Source organism: Acinetobacter sp. YH12070 (assembly GCF_013419625.1).
Taxonomy (GTDB): Bacteria; Pseudomonadota; Gammaproteobacteria; order Pseudomonadales; family Moraxellaceae; genus Acinetobacter; species Acinetobacter amyesii.
This window is the reverse complement of sequence record NZ_VOZT01000021.1, coordinates 12,093-32,353: the sequence shown is the minus strand read 5'-3', so window position 1 is coordinate 32,353 and position 20,261 is coordinate 12,093. Positions and strand designations below refer to the sequence as shown.

Below are 20,261 nucleotides of genomic sequence, written 5' to 3'. Positions count from 1 at the left end.
AACTAAAAAGTAAACATGTATTCATTACCAAAACCCTTTGAAATCTGCCCAACCCAACGCTCTATTTGATCTGCCTTCATTACCTTAAAATCCCGCCAGTTATACTTCATCTGCTTCCAAACCATCTCAATTCTATTCAGCTCAGGACTATACGCAGGTAGAAAATACAAAGTCGTTGAATACTCTTGTACAAGAAGCTTGCGCCAATCTACCATCTGTTTGCTGCGATGAATCGAGGCATTGTCAACAATCAACACCAAAGGAACTTGATAGCTGCGTTTCACCTGTGCTGCTACACCCATCAAATAGGCATAAAACCAGCGACTGTTAACGGACTCCTGTAGGCAACTGGTGATCAGATGACCCGTTGACAGGAGACAACCCATCACATTAACTCGCTTTAGTCTTACAGCATCAACCGCATGAACATCGCCTATCTTTGTCCATGCATAACGGTTATCTGGCGTAGCCGAAAATCCTATTTCGTCGACATAGCCCAATACAATTTCACCACGTGCCGCTTGCTCACGTAATGCTTCAATTTGCTGTTGCGCTTGTCCAAATGCGGTCGGGTCTCTTTTTTTTCAAGCTGTGGCGGGTGCGTTTGAAGACCATGCCTGAATCTCGCAAAAATTTGCGAATAGTTTCAACAGACACGGACACACCGTGTTTTTCATGCAGTTTGACTCGGATTTGTTCTGCATTGAGTGGGCTTGTGTTGACCCACTCTAAGATTTGAGCCTGATAGTTTGATGTCAGTGTATTGGGACGGCCTGAGCGATGACCTTCTTGAATCGATTCAAACTGATGTAGCTCCCAATGTCGGCGTTGTAGCCTTATGGTTTCTGGGATACGCTCTTGTAACGCAGCAACTTCGGCAACAGTTTTACCTTCGGAAAGCCAGAGAATGGTTTGGGCACGTTGTCTTTCACGCCAATGTGCTGCATGCTTGGTCAGGAGAATTAGTTGTGCACGCTGTTCTAAGCTGAGTGGGACGGTAACAATCCGTGGCATGTGCAAACATCGTTTAACCAAAAATGTCTTTTCGCATGTTTAGTTATTTTTGTCAACTTATCGTTACGAAGGAAATACTGAAAGTGCTGCGAAAGCTGCAGATTCAGCAAGTACACAGGAGGCTCCAAAATGAAAATGAATAAATTGGCACTTTCTGTGATGGTTGGATTTGTATTGGCTGGTTGTGAATCACGTATTGATGTGGTCAATCAAGAGATGGCAAATATACGCAATCAAGCGCCACTAGCGATTGAGCCTGCGCCAGATTTTGTGCCTGTCGAGACTTTTAATTATGCAGCGCATTCATTAAAAAGTCCGTTCTTGCCAAGTTCATTGGCAGCAGAACTTAAAATCATGGCGGGTAAGCGTGTTTATCCAAACTTGAGTCGTCAGCCTCAACCTTTGGAAAGTTATGCACTCGAAACCCTGAATATGAAGGGTAGTATGCGTAACCAATCTGGGCAAATTTTAGCCTTGATTCAGACGCCTGATGGTGAAGTTGAACGTATTCAACGTGGAAGTTATATGGGGCTCAATCATGGTCGAGTGGTAAATATTACCCCGACTCAAATTGATTTGATTGAGATTATTCCGGATGGGCGAGAAGGATATGTAGAGCGTCCTAGAAGTCTCATATTAATTGGACCAGCACCTTAAGATTAAAGGAATAAAAATGAAGAATAGTGTACAAGATTTTATTTTTGGGGATGGCAATACAATGAATCATGTGTTTCGTCAGTTTTCGATGGGGGCTGTTGCAATGGCGATGATGCAAGTTGCCAATGCTCAGGTGAGTGTAACCAATGTGGTACCAATGCAAATTCCAGGTCAAGGGACTGAAATTCGCGTGATGTTTAATGGCTTGCCGCCGCAACCACAAGCTTATCAACTCGATCAACCATCACGACTGGTTTTAGACTTTGATAAAGCACAGCAAAATTTAAAACAAAGTTCAATTCCTGTGGCAACGGCTGAAGCGAGCACTGTGGATGTGAGTTCGGATGCACAACGTGCGCGCTTAACTGTGAATTTGGCTAATGCGGGTGCTTTTACCACGCGTGTTGAAGGTAATACCTTTATTTTAAAAATTAATTCTGCACAAGCTACTAGTTATGTACAGCCTGTAGCACAACGTCAGCAACAAGGTATTTCAAATATTGGTTTCCACCGAGGTTCTAATGGTGAAGGTCAAGTTGTTGTGGATTTACTGGGTGGAAATACCCCTGTTGATGTTCAACAACAAGGCAGTAAAGTGGTGATCCGTACTTTAGGGAATAAAGTACCTTCACATTTGACGCGCCGTTTAAATGTCAATGATTTTGCAACACCTGTTGCTACGGTTGATGCACATAATGATGGCGGTAATGGGGTGATTACCATTCAGTCGACGGGCAGCTATGAATATATGGCTTACCAAACGGATAATAAATTAACGGTAAGTTTGAAACGTCCTGAAGATAAGAATCCATTACGTCCTAAAGCTGCCAATCATTATACCGGTAAGAAGATTTCTTTAGACTTCCAAGATATTGAAGTACGCCGTGTGCTACAACTTTTGGCTGATTTCACTGAAATCAATATGGTTGCTGCTGATACAGTACAAGGGAATATTACACTTCGTTTGAAAGATGTGCCTTGGGATCAGGCTTTAGACATCGTACTGAAAACCAAGAACTTGGATAAACGTCGTAATGGTAATGTGATTTGGATTGCGCCTGTTTCTGAGTTGATTAAAGCGGAAGAAGAAGAAGCGAAAGCCTTACGTCAAAGTATGAAGTTGGCACCCATTCAAACAGAATATCTTACTTTAAGTTATGCTAAGGCAGCTGATATTGAGAAACTGATTACGCAGTCTAAAACAGCAGGCAACACTGGTTCATCAAATAGTAGTAATAATACTGATGAGGACCGTGGTAATTTGTTAAGCCCACGTGGCACAATTTCTGCAGATACGCGTACAAATACACTGATTATCAATGATACCGCGCAAAACATTGATCAAATTCGAAAAATGGTGGATTTGCTGGATGTATCCGTCAAGCAAGTCATGGTTGAAGCACGGATTGTAAAAGCTTCTACCGACTTTACCAAAGAAATGGGGGTGAAATGGGGTCTCTTGTCTCAAGGGATTAACCAAAATGACCATTTATTGGTGGGTGGTAGTGATACCACGCTGTGGGACTTAAAAACACCGGATGATGATGGGAAATATACGATTCAGCGTCCAAGTAACTTAAATGTGGATTTAGGTGTGACTACTGCAGGTGCCAGTCGAATTGCTTTTGGCTTGATTAGTCTTTCTGATTTTATGTTGGATTTAGAGCTTTCTGCTTTACAAGCGGATGGTTATGGTGAAGTCATTTCAACACCAAAAGTACTGACAGCGGATAAACAACAAGCCAAAGTTGCATCAGGTCAAGAAATTCCGTATCAAACCACAACGGGTACGGGTTCAAATGCGACTTCTTCTACCGAGTTTAAAGAAGCTTTATTAAGTCTGGATGTCACGCCTAGTATTACTCCGGATGGTAAAGTGCAAATGAAGCTGAATATCAAGAGTGACTCACCAGCAGGTTATGCACAAAATGGTGAAATTATCCTGAATAAAAATGAAATTAATACCGATGTCTTAGTCAACAATGGTGAAACTGTTGTGCTCGGTGGTATTTTTAATCAGGAAACACAAAGTAAGCAAACTAAAGTACCATTCTTAGGGGATATTCCTTATGTGGGTCGCTTATTCCGTAAAGATATGAAAAGCGATGCAAAAAATGAGTTGCTGATTTTTGTTACTCCGCGAATTGTTAATGACAGTGTTACCAGAAATCATTAATATATTTTCAATTTAACAAAAGAAATAGGTGACTCCTTGCCAAGCAAAGAGTTTGAAACCCTACCAAATATCTATTTGGTAGGGCCAATGGGGGCAGGAAAAACAACCGTAGGGCGACATTTAGCAGAATTGCTAGGACGTGAATTTCTAGACAGTGATCATGAAATTGAACGTAAAACAGGTGCGACGATTCCTTGGATTTTTGAAAAAGAAGGGGAAAAAGGGTTTAGAAGTCGTGAAACGAATGTCATTGATGAGTTAACTGCAAAAAAACAACTGGTCTTGGCGACTGGTGGTGGAGCAGTGACTCGGCCCCCAAATCGTGAATTTTTAAAACAACGTGGTATTGTTGTTTATCTATATACTCCGGTGGAAATTCAGTTACAACGAACCTACCGCGACAAAAATCGTCCACTTCTTCAAGTGGAAAATCCAGAGCAAAAGCTACGAGATTTATTGGCTGCCCGTGATCCTCTTTATCGCGAAGTCGCGCACTATATTATTGAAACCAATCAAGGTGCTGCGCGAGATCTTGCACAAAAAATTTTTAATTTAATTGTTTCACAAAATATATCTCGTTAGAAAAAGGTTAAATTCATGCAAACCTTACATGTTGAACTTGGTGATCGTCGCTACCCTATTTTTATTGGGAGTGACCTCAATCCACAAACTTTACTTGAGCCTTATATTCAGGGTAAACAAGTGATGATTGTCTCTAATACCACAGTTGCACCGCTCTATTTAAAACATTATGTGGATGCAATTGAGGCATTAGGGAAAACCGTTGCAACATGTATTTTGCCTGATGGTGAAAAGTATAAAAATTTAGACCATTTGAATTTAATTTTTGATGCCTTGCTCGAAGCAGGCTTTAACCGCGATTGTACGGTTTTGGCATTAGGTGGGGGTGTCATTGGGGATATGAGCGGTTTTGCCTCTGCATGCTATCAACGTGGTGTGTATTTTATTCAAGTGCCGACGACTTTGCTTTCTCAAGTGGATTCAAGTGTCGGTGGCAAAACTGGGATAAACCATCCACTGGGTAAAAACATGATTGGTGCTTTCCAGCAACCCCAAGTGGTCCTTGCTGATATGGCGCAATTAAAAACTTTGCCGGCACGTGAACTTTCTGCAGGTTTGGCTGAAGTGATCAAATATGCATTGTTGGGTGATGTTGAATTCTTGGCTTGGCTTGAGCAACATATGGATGCTTTGGTTGCAGGTGATGCAACCTTGTTGGCTGAAGCAGTATATCGTTCATGTGCCCATAAAGCGCGTATTGTGGCCAATGACGAAAAAGAACAAGGCGAACGTGCGTTATTAAACCTGGGTCATACCTTTGGTCATGCGATTGAATCGTACTTAGGATATGGTGAATGGTTGCATGGTGAAGCTGTTGCAACAGGAATGGTAATGGCTGCAGATTTGTCCCATCGTATGGGCTGGATCACTGCTGAAGATTTAGAACGTACAAAAAAAATCATTTTACGTGCACAATTACCGATAGTTTGCCCTAAAATTCCGCTAGAGGAATTTTTGTCGTATATGTCCCATGATAAAAAAGTATTGAATGGGCAATTACGACTTATTTTACTGAAATCATTAGGTCAGGCCATCATCACCAAAGAGTTTGATGTTGAGTTAATGAAACAGGCAATTTTGGCAAATCAGGCAGAGTAGGTACATCATGGCAGCGCGGCAGTCTCAATGGCAAAAAGTTCATCACTACGCATGGTTGGTGGGTGGAGCTGTGTGTCTGTTCGCTGCATTGGTTTTCTGGGCGATTACAGATACCAAAGAATTGGTTGAAGTTGAAAAGCAAGCTGAAACCGAAGTGGATTTGCAAATTCAGCCAGAGAAAGTGGCAGCAATGTCCCATCTTGGTGCATTAAATGAAGAAGTACGTCCACTTGATATGACGACCCGTGTGGTTGCTACAGCTCAACATGAGCCAGAATTTCGCGGCACTAAATTTATCAATGATTCTGCCAAACTTTATGGTGTTGAATTATTTCGGGTTTCTGAGGAAGATATTTTAAAAAGTTTCTTACGCAAGCAGCCTGAGCGTCATAAATTTATTTATCTACGTCTTTCAGGTGAAGACCATCCTGAGCAATACGTCATTTTAACTGGACCATATTCGTCGCAAAATGATGCCAAAGCTGCAATGTCGAGCCTCAACATTGCTTTGCCTGCTTCAATTAAACCTGAAGTTGTGGAATTTAAACAATATCAAGCATATGTGAATGACTTGGGCACGGAAGAAATGTCGTCGAGTCAAAAGTTATATGCTGTTAAATTAAAACCTGTGCCTTTACCGAAAATTGATGAAGCTCAAATCGCTGCACGAAAAGCAGCCACTGCAGCGACGGTAAAAACTCCAACTAATGCAACGACAAGTACTACGGTGACTCGTCGTGATGCGGAAGGGAATGTGATTGATGTGCAAAAATCACAAAGTAGTGTAGATGCACCACGTCCAAAACCTGCACCAGTAGAGCAAGAAGTAACCGATCCATTTAATTAGTTCTAAAATAGCGCAAGACCTCTTGGGAAAAGCCTAAACTGCACAGAAAAAGTGCATAAAATAAAAAAAGAACAATTTGAATTATTTGTTATAACTAAAAAGTGCTTGTAATCAGCCATCTTAGGGTAAAGTGCATCAAGTTGGCATACAAATTGCTTAATTGGTGCGTAAATTGAACTTTTCTCCCTGTTTTGGCGCGAAAATGATTCGATAAAAGTGCGAAGTCATTAATCCAGTCGTTATCCCTGATCTGAACTGCAAAAAGCAGAAAATTTGACTTTTTATTCATGCATCAAAGATGAATTCGGTTTATCTTAAGGGTGTGAATAAGAAATAATTTTGCTCGACAGAACAATTCATGTGAGTAAGTTAAGACGAATCGCAACAAGAAATTAGTTTGTTAAGTGCTCGAAAGAGCTGTAAAGAAAAGAAGGGTACGCTATGCACATGCCATCGCCTAATACTGTAGCTCCCGCTCAAGGTTTATACCAACCGGATGAGTTTAAAGATAACTGTGGTTTCGGTTTAATTGCCCATATGCAGGGTGATGCAAGCCATGATCTCGTCAAAACCGCAATGCATAGTTTAAGTTGTATGACCCACCGTGGTGGTATTGCCGCAGATGGCAAAACCGGTGACGGCTGTGGTCTACTCCTTGCTATGCCAAAAGAATTTTTCCGTGAAGAAGCGAAAAAACTCAGTGACATTACATTGAGTGAAATCTTTGCTGTGGGTACGGTATTTCTAAATCTAGACCCTGCATTAGCCGTACATGCAAAACAAATTTTAACCAAAGAAATCGAAGACGAAGGCTGTAAAGTCATCGCTTGGCGTGTTGTGCCAACCAATAACGATGCGTTGGGTTCAATCGCGATGCAGTCATTGCCTGCCTTTGAACAAATTATCGTGAATTGCCCAATGGGTGTTTCAGAGGTTGAATTCAACCGTAAGTTGGTGATGGCACGCCGCCGTGCAGAACAACAGCTGACTGCTGACCCATACTTCTATGTAACTACTTTATGCTCAACTGTGATCAGCTATAAAGGTTTGATGATGCCAGCAGCCATTGCTGACTTCTATACCGATCTTGCTGATGAGCGCTTAAAGTCACACATCGTAGTATTCCATCAGCGTTTCTCAACCAATACCTTACCGCGTTGGCCTTTGGCACAGCCGTTCCGTTACTTGGCGCACAATGGTGAAATCAATACCATTACTGCAAACCGTAACTGGGCGATGGCGCGTACACCAAAATTTGAAAACCCATTATTGCCAGGTTTAGCTGAGCTGAATCCAATCGTAAACCGTACAGGTTCGGATTCTTCAAGCTTAGATAATATGCTGGAAATCCTTGTCGGCGGCGGAATGGACTTGTTCCGTGCGCTACGCATGTTGGTTCCACCAGCTTGGCAAAACGTTGAAACTTTAGATGCGGACTTACGTGCATTCTACGAATTCAACTCGAAACATATGGAAGCTTGGGATGGTCCAGCAGGTCTGGTAATTCAAGATGGCCGTCATGCGATTTGTATGCTTGACCGTAATGGTTTACGTCCAGCACGTTGGGTGATTACCAAAAATGGTTACATTACTTTGGCATCCGAAATTGGTGTTTGGGGTTATGAACCAGAAGACGTTGTATCTAAAGGTCGTGTCGGTCCAGGTCAAATTTTGGTGATCGATACCTTTACTGGCAAAATGCTCGATACTCAAGATGTGAGTAATCACCTCAAACGTATGCGTCCGTACCGTCAGTGGTTACGTGAAAACTCAGTACGTGTACAAGGCAGTCCAGAGCTGGAAGAATATTTATGTGATCAAGGCTTAAAAGGCGATGACCTGAAAGCTTCACAAAAAATGTTCATGGTTACTTTTGAAGAACGTGACCAATTGCTTCGTCCAATCGCTGAAAGTGGTCAGGAAGCCGTGGGCTCAATGGGTGACGATACGCCAATGGCAGTATTGTCTCGTCAAGTGCGCCATGTGTCTGACTACTTCCGTCAGCAGTTCGCTCAGGTTACGAATCCGCCAATCGATCCATTACGTGAATCGATCGTAATGTCGTTAGAGACATGCCTCGGCCGTGAACAAAATGTATTTGAACAAGGTCCAGAGCATGCAGATCGTCTGATCATTTCAAGCCCAGTACTGTCAAATTCGAAAATGCATCAAATCCGTACCCTTGGTCGTAAAGGTTACGAGATTGCAGACATCGACCTGAACTATGCAGAAGATGAAGGCTTAGAAGCTGCCATCGCGCGTATTTGTGAAGAATCTGCGCAAGCGATTCGCGATGGAAAGACATTACTTGTATTGTCTGATAAGAAAATCCGTCAAGGTTTCTTACCTGCAAATGCATTGATGGCAACTGGTGCGGTTCACCATTATTTAATCAATGTGGGTCTTCGTACCGATGCCAACATTATTGTCGAAACTGGTTTAGCACGTGATGCACACCAGTTTGCGGTGATTCTTGGTTTCGGTGCGACAGCGATCTATCCTTACCTAGCTTATGACGTGATTAATGACTTGATCGCGAAAGGCGAATTGTTGGGTGACCCAATTCATGCGCAAGCTAACTTCCGTAAAGGCATTGAAAAAGGCTTATTGAAAGTCCTTTCTAAGATGGGTATTTCTACTGTTGCTTCTTACCGTGGCGGTCAGTTGTTTGAAGCGGTCGGCCTCTCTGATGAAGTGGTTGCAAAATGCTTTACTGGTGTACCGAGCCGTATTAAAGGCGCAACATTCTCTGATCTAGAAAATGACTTGAAAAAATTGGCAGATTTGGCGTGGAAATCACGTAAACCAATTGATCAAGGCGGTATGCTGAAATTTGTATTCGGTAAGGAATATCACGCATTTAACCCAGACGTGATCAATGCACTGCATAAATCTGTGCGTTCTGGTAATTATGCGGACTTTAAAGAATACGCAGAGCTAGTGAATAACCGTCCAATCGCGACGATTCGTGACTTATTCAAGCTGAAAACAGATCAATCGATTGCACTCGATCAAGTTGAATCCGTAGAAGAGATTCTGCCACGTTTTGACTCGGCTGGGATGTCTTTAGGCGCATTATCGCCTGAAGCGCACGAAGCTATTGCAATCGCTATGAATACCATTGGTGGTCGCTCGAACTCAGGTGAGGGCGGTGAAGATCCAGCGCGTTACGGCACTATCCGTAACTCGAAAATCAAACAAATTGCATCTGGCCGTTTTGGTGTGACCCCTGCATATCTAACTTCTGCAGAAGTCCTTCAAATTAAAGTGGCACAAGGTGCAAAACCAGGTGAAGGTGGTCAGTTGCCGGGCGGTAAAGTGAATGGTTTAATTGCACGTTTACGTTACTCAGTACCAGGTGTGACTTTAATTTCTCCACCTCCGCATCACGACATCTACTCAATCGAAGATTTATCACAGTTAATTTTCGATTTAAAACAGGTTAACCCACAGGCGATGGTGTCCGTTAAGCTGGTTTCTGAGCCCGGTGTTGGTACGATTGCGGCAGGTGTGGCAAAAGCATACGCAGACTTCATTACCATTTCTGGTTATGACGGTGGTACAGCGGCTTCTCCACTTTCTTCAATTCACCATGCAGGTTCGCCATGGGAGTTAGGGTTAAGCGAGGCACATCAAGCGCTTCGTGTGAATGATCTACGTGGCAAAGTGCGTGTACAAACTGATGGTGGCTTAAAAACAGGTCTAGATGTTGTAAAAGCAGCAATCTTGGGTGCGGAAAGCTTCGGTTTCGGTTCGACACCAATGATTGCCCTCGGTTGTAAATATCTTCGTATCTGTCACTTAAATAACTGCGCGACCGGTGTTGCAACTCAACAAGACCATTTACGTCAGGAACACTATATTGGTGAACCTGAAATGTTGATTAACTTCTTCCACTTTATTGCGGAAGAAACACGTGAATGGTTGGCAGCGCTTGGTGTATCAAGCCTGAAAGACCTAATTGGTCGTACAGATTTACTTGAAATGCTTCCGGGTGAAACTGAAAAACATGCACACCTTGATTTGAGTGCATTACTCCAATCGCATCCTGCAGCTGAAGGTAAAGCTCAGTACTGTGAAGTACAAGGTAATGCACCATTCGATAAAGGCTTATTGGCTGAGAAAATGGTAGCTGAAATGCTGCCAGCGATTGAAGCAGGTACAGGCGGTGAATATGGTTTCACTATTGGTAACTGTGACCGTTCAATTGGCGCGCGTATTTCGGGTGAGATTGCAAAACGTTATGGCAACCTCAGTATGGAAGCGCACCCTGTTAAAGTGATGTTAACAGGGACTGCAGGTCAGTCATTGGGTGTTTGGAACGCAGGTGGTTTACACATCAGCCTAGAGGGTGATGCGAATGACTACGTGGGTAAAGGTATGGCTGGTGGTCGTATCTCGATCTTCCCACCGAAAGGTTCACCATTCCAAACGCAAAATACTGCAATCATTGGTAACACCTGTTTATATGGTGCAACAGGCGGTAAATTGTTTGCTGCAGGTACTGCAGGCGAGCGTTTTGCAGTACGTAACTCAGGTGCGTTTGCTGTGATTGAAGGTGCAGGCGACCACTGCTGTGAATACATGACAGGTGGTATCGTGACTGTATTGGGTAAAGTGGGTCATAACTTTGGTGCGGGTATGACAGGCGGTTTCGCTTATGTGCTCGACCTTGATAATGACTTTGTTGACCATTATAACCACGAACTGATTGAATTGAACCGTATCTCTACAGAATCGATGGAAGAACACAAAGAGTTCTTGTGCCGTATCTTAGATGAACATATTAAAGAAACAGGTAGTGCTTGGGCGTATAAGATCCGCAACGAGTTTGACTTCTATAGCCGCAAATTCTGGCTTGTGAAACCAAAAGCTGCTAATTTGCAGACTTTGTTGAAAACAACTCAAGCTGATCCACAATAATTCCACTACTGCAGATTTGATAGGCAGGTGTAAGTCCAAACATGCTTACACCTACCCACGGAGAGAGACATGGCAGAGCGCCTAAATAATGACTTTCAGTTCCTGGATGTAGCACGCCAAGATCCAGAGAAAAAAGATCTAGTTGTCCGCAAAGCAGAATTTGTGGAAATCTATAAACCGTTTACAGCTGAAGTTGCAAAAAATCAAACGCACCGCTGTTTAGGTTGCGGTAACCCATATTGTGAATGGAAATGTCCAGTACATAACTACATTCCAAACTGGTTAAAACTGATTGCAGAAGGTCGTATTTTCCAAGCGGCTGAATTGTGTCATCAAACCAACACATTGCCTGAAGTTTGTGGTCGTGTGTGCCCACAAGACCGTTTATGTGAAGGCGCGTGTACGCTAAATGACGGCTTTGGTGCAGTTACCATTGGTAATGCTGAAAAATACATTAACGATACGGCATTTGCATTGGGCTGGCGTCCAGATATGTCACACGTTAAGTGGACAGACAAAAAAGTTGCAATTATTGGTGCGGGTCCTGCTGGCCTTGGCTGTGCCGATATTCTTGTACGTAATGGTGTGAAGCCAGTCGTATTTGACAAGCGTCCTGAAATTGGTGGTTTGCTGACTTTCGGTATTCCAGAATTCAAAATGGAAAAAGACGTAATGAAACGTCGCCGTGAGATTTTCTCTGGCATGGGCGTTGAATTCCGTCTAAATACTGAAATTGGTACAGATGTGACGATTGACCAGCTTTTGGCTGATTACGATGCTGTATTCATGGGTATGGGTACTTATACCTACATGAAGGGTGGTTTCGCGGGTGAAGACCTTGTTGGTGTTCATGATGCACTGGATTTCTTGATTGCCAATGTCAACCGTACACAAGGTTGGGAAAAAGATCCATCTGAATACATCAGCATGGAAGGCAAAAAAGTGATTGTTCTGGGTGGTGGTGATACTGCGATGGACTGTAACCGTACCTCGATCCGTCAAGGTGCCGAATCCGTTGTCTGTGCCTACCGTCGTGACGAAGAAAACATGCCAGGTTCACGTCGTGAAGTGAAAAATGCGCGTGAAGAAGGCGTGGATTTTCAATTTAATCGTCAGCCGATTGAAATTGTGGGTGAAAATGGCAAAGTGACGGGTGTTAAAGTTGTGACTACACAGCTTGGCGCACCTGATAGTCGCGGTCGTCGTAGCCCTGAACCAGTTCCGGGTTCAGAAGAAATTTTACCAGCAGATGCAGTATTGCTAGCCTTCGGTTTCCGTACCAGCCCTGCAGATTGGTTTACTACATCAAACATCAGTATGGATGGTTCAGGTCGCGTCATTGCTGCTGAACAGCAAGAATTTAAGTTCCAGACATCGAATCCGAAAATTTTTGCCGGCGGTGATATGGTACGTGGATCGGACCTTGTGGTAACCGCAATCTGGGAAGGTCGCCAAGCTGCGGAAGGTATTCTTGACTACTTAGATGTTTAAGTCATGACATGCCAGTGATTGCACTGGATTCATTCAAAAAACCCGCTTTGGCGGGTTTTTTATTTTTTGGAATTTACCCAAAATGACAAGTGAATGGATTTTGCAGATAAATACGCTGAAAAGTTGTCAGACAGCACATTAGAATGGTGAATTATGCAAGTGTGCTAGCACATTTTGCCATCTGTGAAAGGGCATCGGAATTACATACTGCGATCATGATCTAAATCTTAGGAAGCGACCATGACGCAAGTGACGACACAAAAAACATATCTAAATCGTCCTAAAGCCATTGGCATTACGGTACGTCGAGCACAATTCAATCCTAAAGCGATTCGCCGGCATTATTTTGCCAACTCACCGGTGATGTCGCATTTGTTGACGGCATTGTCATCGACCTTTCCCATTGGTGAGCAATTCTTTGTGCACAGTGTGCGCAATGTACGCGATAAAGTCAGTGATGAAAAATTGCAAGCTGAGATCGCAGCATTCATTGGGCAAGAAGCGATGCACTCCAAAGCCCATGCTGAATTTAATGATGCTTGGCGCAGTGAAACCTATAATTTAGATCGTTTCCAAGCATGGCTGGCGCGTAAAGACCGCTATGTAAAAAACTTACATCCAAAGATTCAACTTGCAATCACCTGTGCATTTGAACATTTTACCGCTTTGCTTGGTGGCTATATTTTAAGACATCCTGAAGTGCTCAGTACTTTAGATGATGATGCAGTGAAACTTTGGGTTTGGCATGCGATTGAAGAGATTGAGCATCGCGCAGTGGCATTTGATGTATATCAACACGTCTATGGAGATGACAAAATACGCCGCATGATTATGCGCAGTGTGACCACGGGTTTTGCAAGTCTTACGTTTTATTCTGCAACGAAGCTATTTATGCAGGATAAGAAAAAAAGTTTGCCAAAGCTGGGCGGAAATATTTTCGGCGCGTATTTATTGGCAAAAATGTTTATTCAACTAGCGCCTGAATATTTGTCATATTACAAAGCAGAATTCCATCCGAGTGAAATTGATTACAGTCAGATCGTGAAATATTGGAAAGAACGCCTTGCTGATGAATATCAAATGGAAAGTTTTCAGACTGAAATTACACCGCAATTGTATAGTTAATTCAATATGATAAAAAAGCCCGAATTGTGGGCTTTTTTTAATGCTAAATATTTTTCGAGTGGATCAGTTTAATCACAAAGAAAATACATAATTCATTCGAAAAATAGGGTTAGAATGAATTTATTTAAACAATTACAAATAAATACTTGAGGTTAAGGGTTATGAATTCAATGAAAAAAAGCATGCTCGCAATCGCATTAGTCAGTACATTGACCCTGAGTGGTTGTGGCTATAACACATTACAAGTTAAAGACGAAGCCGTTACAGCAGCATGGTCTGAAGTGCAAAACCAATATCAACGCCGTGCAGATTTGGTACCTAACCTTGTCAATGTGGTTAAAGGTTACGCGAAACATGAGGAACAAGTGTTGACCGAAGTGACTCAAGCACGTGCCAATGTTGCGGGCTTAAAAGTGGATAAGGAAGTTTTGGAAGATCCAGCACTGTTCCAAAAATATCAAGAAGCACAAGCGCAGATGACCAGCGCACTTTCACGATTAATTGCTGTTTCGGAAAATTATCCAGACTTAAAGGCCAATGAGCAATTCCGTGATTTACAAGTTCAGTTAGAAGGCACTGAAAACCGTATAGCTGTCGCACGTAATCGCTACATTACTTCGGTACAAGACTTTAACGGCTATGCACGCCAGTTCCCGCAAGTGATGACAGCTAAAGTCATCGGCATGGATACTAAGCCTAACTTTAGCGCCGAGCAAAGTGCACAAACTGCACCGAAAGTTGATTTTAATTAATTGGCATCACTGCATTGTGAGGTGGGCTGATGGTGGATTTTGAGCTAAAACATACAGGTTTGTTGTGGTTGCAGCGCATGGTTTTAGCATGCTTATTGTGTGTGGTGGGTTTCACACATGCAGAAACTGCCATCGCTACAGATGTAGATGCTGAAACAGTTGTTGTCGGTAAAATATTAAAAGATCAGCAGTCAGCTACGCAAAAAGAAACAACAGCACAGCCTGAAATCAAAATTCAGCAGCCGAATATCGCCAATGATATGGCAGATGGCGTGTCGATTCGTGGCTTGCCGACGCTAAATGAACCTGTAGTTGATCAGGCAAATTTACTGTCAGCTGCTGAAAAGCAAGCCATTAGCCAGAAAATTATACAGTTACACGAACAAGGCAAGGCACAAGTTGGTGTCGTGATTGTACCAACCACGGGTCAAGAAGATATTTTTGATTACGCCTTGCGTGTTGCAGAAAAATGGCAACTCGGTTCAGCAAAACGTGACAATGGGATATTGATGGCGATCGCTGTGAATGATCGTCGCATACAAATATTAACGGGTTATGGGTTAGAAGGAATCATGCCCGATATCATCGTTAGTCGGATTATCCGTAATCAAATCACGCCGTATTTTAAGCAAGCTCAGTATGCTCAAGGTATTGATGCTGGCTTAACGGAAATCACTCAAATTTTAAATCAAGACCCTGAAGTTGCCGCGCAAGCAGCCCAAGAGTTAAAAGAACGTCAGGAACAAGCCTTACACGAGCAACAAGCCAAAGAGAAAACTTTTACGACAGTACTCATCATTTTGGTGATTGGTATTTTTGCATCCTTTATTGTGGGTAAGCGCTTAAGTGCGTCAACTGCTGCTGTTGCAGGTACCGTTGCGGGTTTGGTCAATGGTGCAGGTCTACTCACCAGTCTGTTGATGGGTGGAGCAATTTTCTTTCTACTGATTACTGCTATTGCTCAAACCATTTTTCAAATGTTTCTTGCTGGTGGTGGGGGCGGTGGAGGCCGTAGTGGAGGTGGTGGCTTTGGTGGTGGAGGCTATAGCGGAGGCGGTGGTGGTTTTGGCGGTGGGGGAGCATCAGGTTCATGGTAACGAAAACAGAAACAACAGAAATTGTCACCTGTCCTAAAACACAGGAAATACAACAACCAAGTTTTAAACGCTGGTTCAAGCACTTCTTTTATATGCCTGCAGCAAACCGATTTTTTAATAAACAAGATCAGCAGGCCATTGCTCAGGCGGTGACAGAAGCTGAACATGGCCATGTGGGCGAAATACAAGTGGTGATCGAAGGGCATATTCCTTCGAACCAAGCCTATTATCAAAATACCCGCGCACGTGCTGAACAGCTCTTTGCGGAACTAGGTGTATGGGATACAGAGTTTAATAGTGGTGTTTTGCTTTATTTAAACTTATGTGAACGTCAGGTGGAAATTGTGATTGATCGCGGGATGAGACAGGCGACCGATGCCCAAGTATGGCAGGATATTTGCGCGCGAATTATCCAAAACATGCAAAATAAACAATACCGTATAGCTTTGACGGCAGGTGTAAAAGAGATTGGTGATGTGATGGATCACTTTTATGCAGGGAAGTCTGTAGATAAAGCTAATGAAATCGAAAATGAGCCTATTATTTTGCGCTAAAAAACGGTGATAAAGTGACACAAATCGTCACTTTTAAACGGCTTTGTTGCACAAAGATTTGAAATACAAAGCCCCCTAATTGAGCCAAATTTAAGGCGTAACTTGGGTAAGTGGTCGACCTAATTCCGTAAATCTGTTGAGGACTGCTACACGTGCATGAATTTCATTGACTTGGCTATCAAATTTTCTTGCACTGAGTTTATCCCCCAATAATTTGATGCAATGCATCTTAGTTTCGACCAAACTTCGGCAATGATAGCCGGACCATTTTTTCCATAATGTCCTGCCTAAACGTTTAACTGTTCGAATAATTCATTTCGCGCTAGCGAGCTGATCTTTGTATCTTTCCATGGTTTCGCATTTTTTCTAGGTGGAATCACCGCATGCGCTTGCCGATCTGCAATGACCTGACGGCATTGCTTGGTGTCATAAGCTCCATCGGTATAAACAGAGTCAATCTGCTCATCTTGTGGAATCTGATCGAGTAAATCACCAAGCACTTGTGAATCACTCACATTATTTGTAGTGAGTTGAATGGCGCGTATTTGAAGGGTTTCAGCATCTATACCAATATGAAGTTTACGCCATTGGCGACGATATTCAGGTCCATGTTTCTTGCGTTTCCATTCGCCCTCACCTAGAAACCTCATGCCTGTAGAGTCTATGAGTAGATGCAGCCCATCGCTACTTTTTTGGTAGCTGATTGCAATATCAATATGCTTTTGTCTTCTACAAAGCGTACTGTAATCTGGTGCGGTCCAATTTAATCCACAAAGTTTAATCAGACTTTGCACACAGCCAGTGACCATACGTAAAGATAGACGGAATAAGGATTTAATCATTAAGCAGCATTGGATAGCTGCGTCGGAGTAGGTTTGATTTCGCCCTTGTTTGCCTTTTGATGGAGCATACCATTGCGTAGCAGGATCAAACCAAATGGCAATATTTCCGCGACTCATGAGTGCTCGGTTATATGCGGGCCAATTGGTTGTGCGATAGATTTTGTGTGTAGGCTTCTTCATTTGAAAATTATATCGCTGAAAAAGCCTTTACAGATAGGTTTGTGCAACAAAGCCATAGAAAACTCAAAATCGATTCAATCCTTTGGAAATTTATTGTTGAAGCGATCCGTTGTTTATGGTCTCCTCAGCAAATAGCAAAGCGTTTAAAGACATTTCCTGATTTGGATCAAACAATGAATGTAAGCCATACAACGATTTACTCAACGATACGAGCATTACCAAAGGGTGAGTTGAAAAAAGACTTATTATCCTGTCTGCGTCATGAAAATAAAAAGCGAAAAGCTAACGGTGAACCTAAAAAAGATTCTATATTACAGGATATTAAAACTATTCATGAGCGCCCAGCCGAAGTTCAAGAAAGAAAAATACCGGGTCATTGGGAAGCCGATTTAATTAAAGGTAAAGACAATAAAAGCTCGATAGCAACACTTATTGAACGAAATACACGGCTCTGTATCTTGGCAACATTACCTGATGCAAAGGCAGAATCCGTGCGCAAGGCTTTAACTGAAGCTCTGAAATATTTACCTGCAGAACTGCGTAAAACGTTGACCTATGACCGTGGACGTGAGATGTCAGAACATAAAAAACTCAAAGAAGATTTAGGCATAGATGTATATTTCTGTGACCCACATTCACCCTGGCAAAAAGGCACATGCGAAAATATGAATGGTTTAATTAGGCAATATTTACCTAAAGGGATTGATTTAAATCAGGCAGATCAGCATTATTTAAATCAAGTTGCCATGTCACTGAATACTCGTCCTAGAAAAGCGTTAGATTGGCTTACACCATTAGAGAAGTTTGCTCAGCTTGTTGATTATCATAAGGCTTTTGAAACTGTCGCACCTCATGTTTGAATTCGCCATTTATTTGCATGGAATTTTCTTACTAATTCATATTATGTATATTAGTAAAGAAAGTAAAATATGAGTGCTTTTAGAGGTTTTACATTAATTTAGCTTATGATTGTAATTGCTATACTAGGTATTTTAACAGTGGTAGCTATACTGAAATTTCAAAATTATGTTGCTCGTTCTCAAATTACTGCAGCAATTGCCGAGCTTAATGGGGCTAAATCACAGCATGAATTGATTTTGAATAATGGTTCAGTATCTTTGAATAGTGATTTTACTGTTGAGAATATGTTTTTGGTGGTGTGCCGTCGAATATTTGTATCTATGCTGTAAATGCGTCACTTGCAAGTGGTGTAGTCGACGAAGCACTTGTATGTCAATTAAATCATGTCGCGAGTGTAATACAAGGCGAATCTGTATATTTGAACCGAGATGTGTCAGGGAGTTGGTCATGCACTACCTCTGCAGGAATTCCAGATAAATAGAAGCCGAGCAGTTGTATATAAAGATTAAAAAACCCGCATCTGCGGGTTTTTTAATCTTTAAATCTGACTCTGAATATAATTCTCAATGCCTACAGTTGTAGCTAAATCCAGCTGTGTCGTAGTCCAATCCAAATACTCTTCTTCTTTCTCTAAAATTTCTTGGACTAAATCACGGGTAACGTAGTCAAGCCGCTCTTCAGCAAGCGCTACGGCCTTTTGGATCGCTTCTATGTTTTCTTTGACTTTACGCACGTCACAATTCAACACTTCAAGCGTATGCTGACCAATATAGAGCTTGCCTAGATGCTGCAGATTAGGTAGGCCTTCTAAAAACAAAATACGTTCAATGATCTTATCTGCATGCTTCATCTGACGGATCGATTCTTTATATTCTGCAGAGCCGAGCTGTTCAATGCCCCAGTCATTAAACATGCGGGAATGCAGAAAATATTGGTTGATTGCAGTTAAATGATGATAAAGCACCTGATTTAACTGATTAATTACATCACGATTGCCTTTCATTGCATTACTCCATCAAACAAACTTGCCTAAAAATACAGGCAATAAAAAAGTATTAAAAATATCTTAAACAAGATGGCTGCGTATAGCGAGTAATTTATTGAACAGCAAATGAAAATCGCAATCAAATACACTAAAAAGCAGACAATAAAAACCCGCTTAGAGTCAGAAGCGGGGGAGGAGGAATGGTCTGAGACCATTGGTTTTATAATTATGATTGTTGATGAAACTTAAAAACTTGGTTTAAGCAGCAATTGCGATACGGGCTGCAATTTGCGCAACTTCATCACTGATGATCATACGGGCTTCAGGAGCACAGCGACCACAACAGGTGCCTAAATCGAGCATATCGCGAACTTCACGATAGCTTTCTGCGCCATTGGCAATTGCATCTTTAATGTCTTGATCAGTAATACCACGGCACAAACAAACGTACATGAAATCAAACCAAGTGAATAAATGGGATAAGTAATATTATTGATAATTATTATCGTCTGTCAATAAAAATCATTTAAAAATGCTTTTAAGGTGATTGAGTTTTTGAATAAAAAATGCCATTTAAGTGGAAATCTGAGTAATGCTCAGATTTCCATGTGAGGCTTTTGTTCTTTTGGAATGTGATATTTCGTGAAGGGCTTAAGCGATGTTTACTAACTTATTGATTAATAATCACCACGCCATCCATTTCAACTAGTGCACCTTTTGGTAGACTTGCTACGCCGAGTGCTGCACGTGCAGGGTAGGGTTGAGCAAAATATTCGCCCATAATTTGGTTGACCAATTGGAAGTTAGAAAGGTCAGTGAGGAAAATATTCAGCTTAGCGATATCTGCTAGCGTACCACCTGCAGCTTCACATACCGCTTTTAAATTGTCGAATACACGGCGAATTTGAGCTTCAATGCCTTCTACCAGCTCCATGCTATATGGATCTAAGCCAATTTGACCTGATAAATACAAAGTGTCGCCCACTAAAATGGCTTGTGAGTAAGTACCAATTGCAGCGGGTGCATTTTCAGTATGGATTACCTGGCGGGACATCTATTTCTCCTATTATCATCACA

Annotated in this window: 19 protein-coding genes and 2 pseudogenes; 15 read left to right on the top strand and 6 right to left on the bottom strand. The window is 42.1% G+C overall.

Annotated features, from left to right (window positions below; all coding sequences use genetic code 11):
- Positions 1-2: 2 nt before the first annotated feature.
- Positions 3-542, bottom strand: coding sequence for an IS630 family transposase (locus tag FTU17_RS08210; protein ID WP_180135093.1), 540 nt, complete (start codon positions 540-542; stop codon positions 3-5).
- Positions 538-1,014 carry a helix-turn-helix domain-containing protein gene (locus tag FTU17_RS08205; protein ID WP_005262470.1) on the bottom strand — a complete coding sequence of 159 codons (477 nt, stop codon included), beginning with the start codon at positions 1,012-1,014 and terminating at the stop codon, positions 538-540. Before FTU17_RS08205 ends, FTU17_RS08210 begins: the two co-directional genes overlap by 5 nt.
- 129 nt (positions 1,015-1,143) lie before the next feature.
- Between FTU17_RS08205 and FTU17_RS08200 the strand changes: the two genes are divergently transcribed.
- From FTU17_RS08200 to FTU17_RS08150, 11 genes are all read left to right on the top strand, one after another.
- A complete protein-coding gene (locus FTU17_RS08200; protein ID WP_078192530.1) occupies positions 1,144-1,671 on the top strand; it encodes a pilus assembly protein PilP in 528 nt (175 codons plus the stop codon).
- Positions 1,672-1,732: 61 nt separating this feature from the next.
- Entirely contained in the window at positions 1,733-3,847 is a 2,115-nt protein-coding gene (pilQ, locus tag FTU17_RS08195; protein ID WP_180135092.1) for a type IV pilus secretin PilQ, read from the top strand.
- Between the two features lie 36 nt (positions 3,848-3,883).
- Positions 3,884-4,429, top strand: coding sequence for a shikimate kinase AroK (aroK, locus tag FTU17_RS17500; protein ID WP_180135083.1), 546 nt, complete (start codon positions 3,884-3,886; stop codon positions 4,427-4,429).
- Positions 4,430-4,444: 15 nt separating this feature from the next.
- A complete protein-coding gene (gene aroB, locus FTU17_RS08185) occupies positions 4,445-5,527 on the top strand; it encodes a 3-dehydroquinate synthase (protein WP_180135082.1) in 1,083 nt (360 codons plus the stop codon).
- A gap of 7 nt (positions 5,528-5,534) precedes the next feature.
- Positions 5,535-6,374, top strand: coding sequence for a hypothetical protein (locus tag FTU17_RS08180; protein ID WP_180039376.1), 840 nt, complete (start codon positions 5,535-5,537; stop codon positions 6,372-6,374).
- 447 nt (positions 6,375-6,821) lie between these two features.
- A complete protein-coding gene (gene gltB / locus FTU17_RS08175; RefSeq protein ID WP_180135091.1) occupies positions 6,822-11,297 on the top strand; it encodes a glutamate synthase large subunit in 4,476 nt (1,491 codons plus the stop codon).
- A gap of 69 nt (positions 11,298-11,366) precedes the next feature.
- Positions 11,367-12,788: an FAD-dependent oxidoreductase gene (locus FTU17_RS08170; RefSeq protein ID WP_078189374.1), complete on the top strand. Its 1,422-nt coding sequence runs from the start codon at positions 11,367-11,369 to the stop codon at positions 12,786-12,788.
- 240 nt (positions 12,789-13,028) lie between these two features.
- Positions 13,029-13,913, top strand: a complete 885-nt coding sequence (locus FTU17_RS08165; RefSeq protein ID WP_180135081.1) for a metal-dependent hydrolase — start codon at positions 13,029-13,031, stop codon at positions 13,911-13,913.
- 161 nt (positions 13,914-14,074) lie between these two features.
- Positions 14,075-14,665, top strand: a complete 591-nt coding sequence (locus FTU17_RS08160) for a LemA family protein (protein WP_180135080.1) — start codon at positions 14,075-14,077, stop codon at positions 14,663-14,665.
- A 29-nt stretch (positions 14,666-14,694) separates the two neighbouring features.
- Positions 14,695-15,762 carry a TPM domain-containing protein gene (locus FTU17_RS08155; protein ID WP_180135079.1) on the top strand — a complete coding sequence of 356 codons (1,068 nt, stop codon included), beginning with the start codon at positions 14,695-14,697 and terminating at the stop codon, positions 15,760-15,762.
- On the top strand, positions 15,756-16,316 hold the full coding sequence (locus tag FTU17_RS08150; RefSeq protein WP_180135078.1) for a TPM domain-containing protein: 561 nt from the start codon (positions 15,756-15,758) through the stop codon (positions 16,314-16,316). Before FTU17_RS08155 ends, FTU17_RS08150 begins: the two co-directional genes overlap by 7 nt.
- Positions 16,317-16,406: 90 nt before the next feature.
- On the opposite strand, the pseudogene FTU17_RS08145 reads toward FTU17_RS08150, so the two are convergent.
- A pseudogene (locus FTU17_RS08145) lies at positions 16,407-17,338 on the bottom strand (IS5 family transposase).
- Between the two features lie 50 nt (positions 17,339-17,388).
- Here FTU17_RS08145 and FTU17_RS08140 point away from each other — a divergent pair.
- From FTU17_RS08140 to FTU17_RS17730, 3 genes and pseudogenes are all read left to right on the top strand, one after another.
- Positions 17,389-18,198 (top strand): annotated as a pseudogene (locus FTU17_RS08140) (IS30-like element ISAba125 family transposase); the annotation flags it as partial.
- A gap of 105 nt (positions 18,199-18,303) precedes the next feature.
- Complete coding sequence (locus tag FTU17_RS17660) at positions 18,304-18,528, top strand: hypothetical protein (RefSeq protein WP_306670314.1); 225 nt, start codon at positions 18,304-18,306, stop codon at positions 18,526-18,528.
- The gene (locus tag FTU17_RS17730; protein ID WP_373684064.1) at positions 18,498-18,680 is read left to right on the top strand and encodes a pilin; all 183 of its coding nucleotides are present in this window, start codon (positions 18,498-18,500) and stop codon (positions 18,678-18,680) included. Before FTU17_RS17660 ends, FTU17_RS17730 begins: the two co-directional genes overlap by 31 nt.
- A 57-nt stretch (positions 18,681-18,737) precedes the next feature.
- Here the strand turns inward: FTU17_RS17730 and bfr are convergent, their stop codons facing one another.
- Positions 18,738-19,202 (bottom strand): bacterioferritin, encoded by a 465-nt coding sequence (bfr, locus tag FTU17_RS08130; RefSeq protein WP_180135077.1) that lies wholly within the window; start codon positions 19,200-19,202, stop codon positions 18,738-18,740.
- 108 nt (positions 19,203-19,310) lie between these two features.
- On the opposite strand from bfr, the gene FTU17_RS17495 reads away from it, so the two are divergent.
- Positions 19,311-19,433, top strand: coding sequence for a hypothetical protein (locus tag FTU17_RS17495; RefSeq protein WP_257227378.1), 123 nt, complete (start codon positions 19,311-19,313; stop codon positions 19,431-19,433).
- A gap of 9 nt (positions 19,434-19,442) precedes the next feature.
- Here the strand turns inward: FTU17_RS17495 and FTU17_RS08125 are convergent, their stop codons facing one another.
- On the bottom strand, positions 19,443-19,637 hold the full coding sequence (locus FTU17_RS08125) for a bacterioferritin-associated ferredoxin (protein ID WP_078192519.1): 195 nt from the start codon (positions 19,635-19,637) through the stop codon (positions 19,443-19,445).
- 217 nt (positions 19,638-19,854) lie between these two features.
- The gene (locus FTU17_RS08120; protein WP_078189365.1) at positions 19,855-20,238 is read right to left on the bottom strand and encodes a RidA family protein; all 384 of its coding nucleotides are present in this window, start codon (positions 20,236-20,238) and stop codon (positions 19,855-19,857) included.
- Positions 20,239-20,261 lie beyond the last annotated feature (23 nt).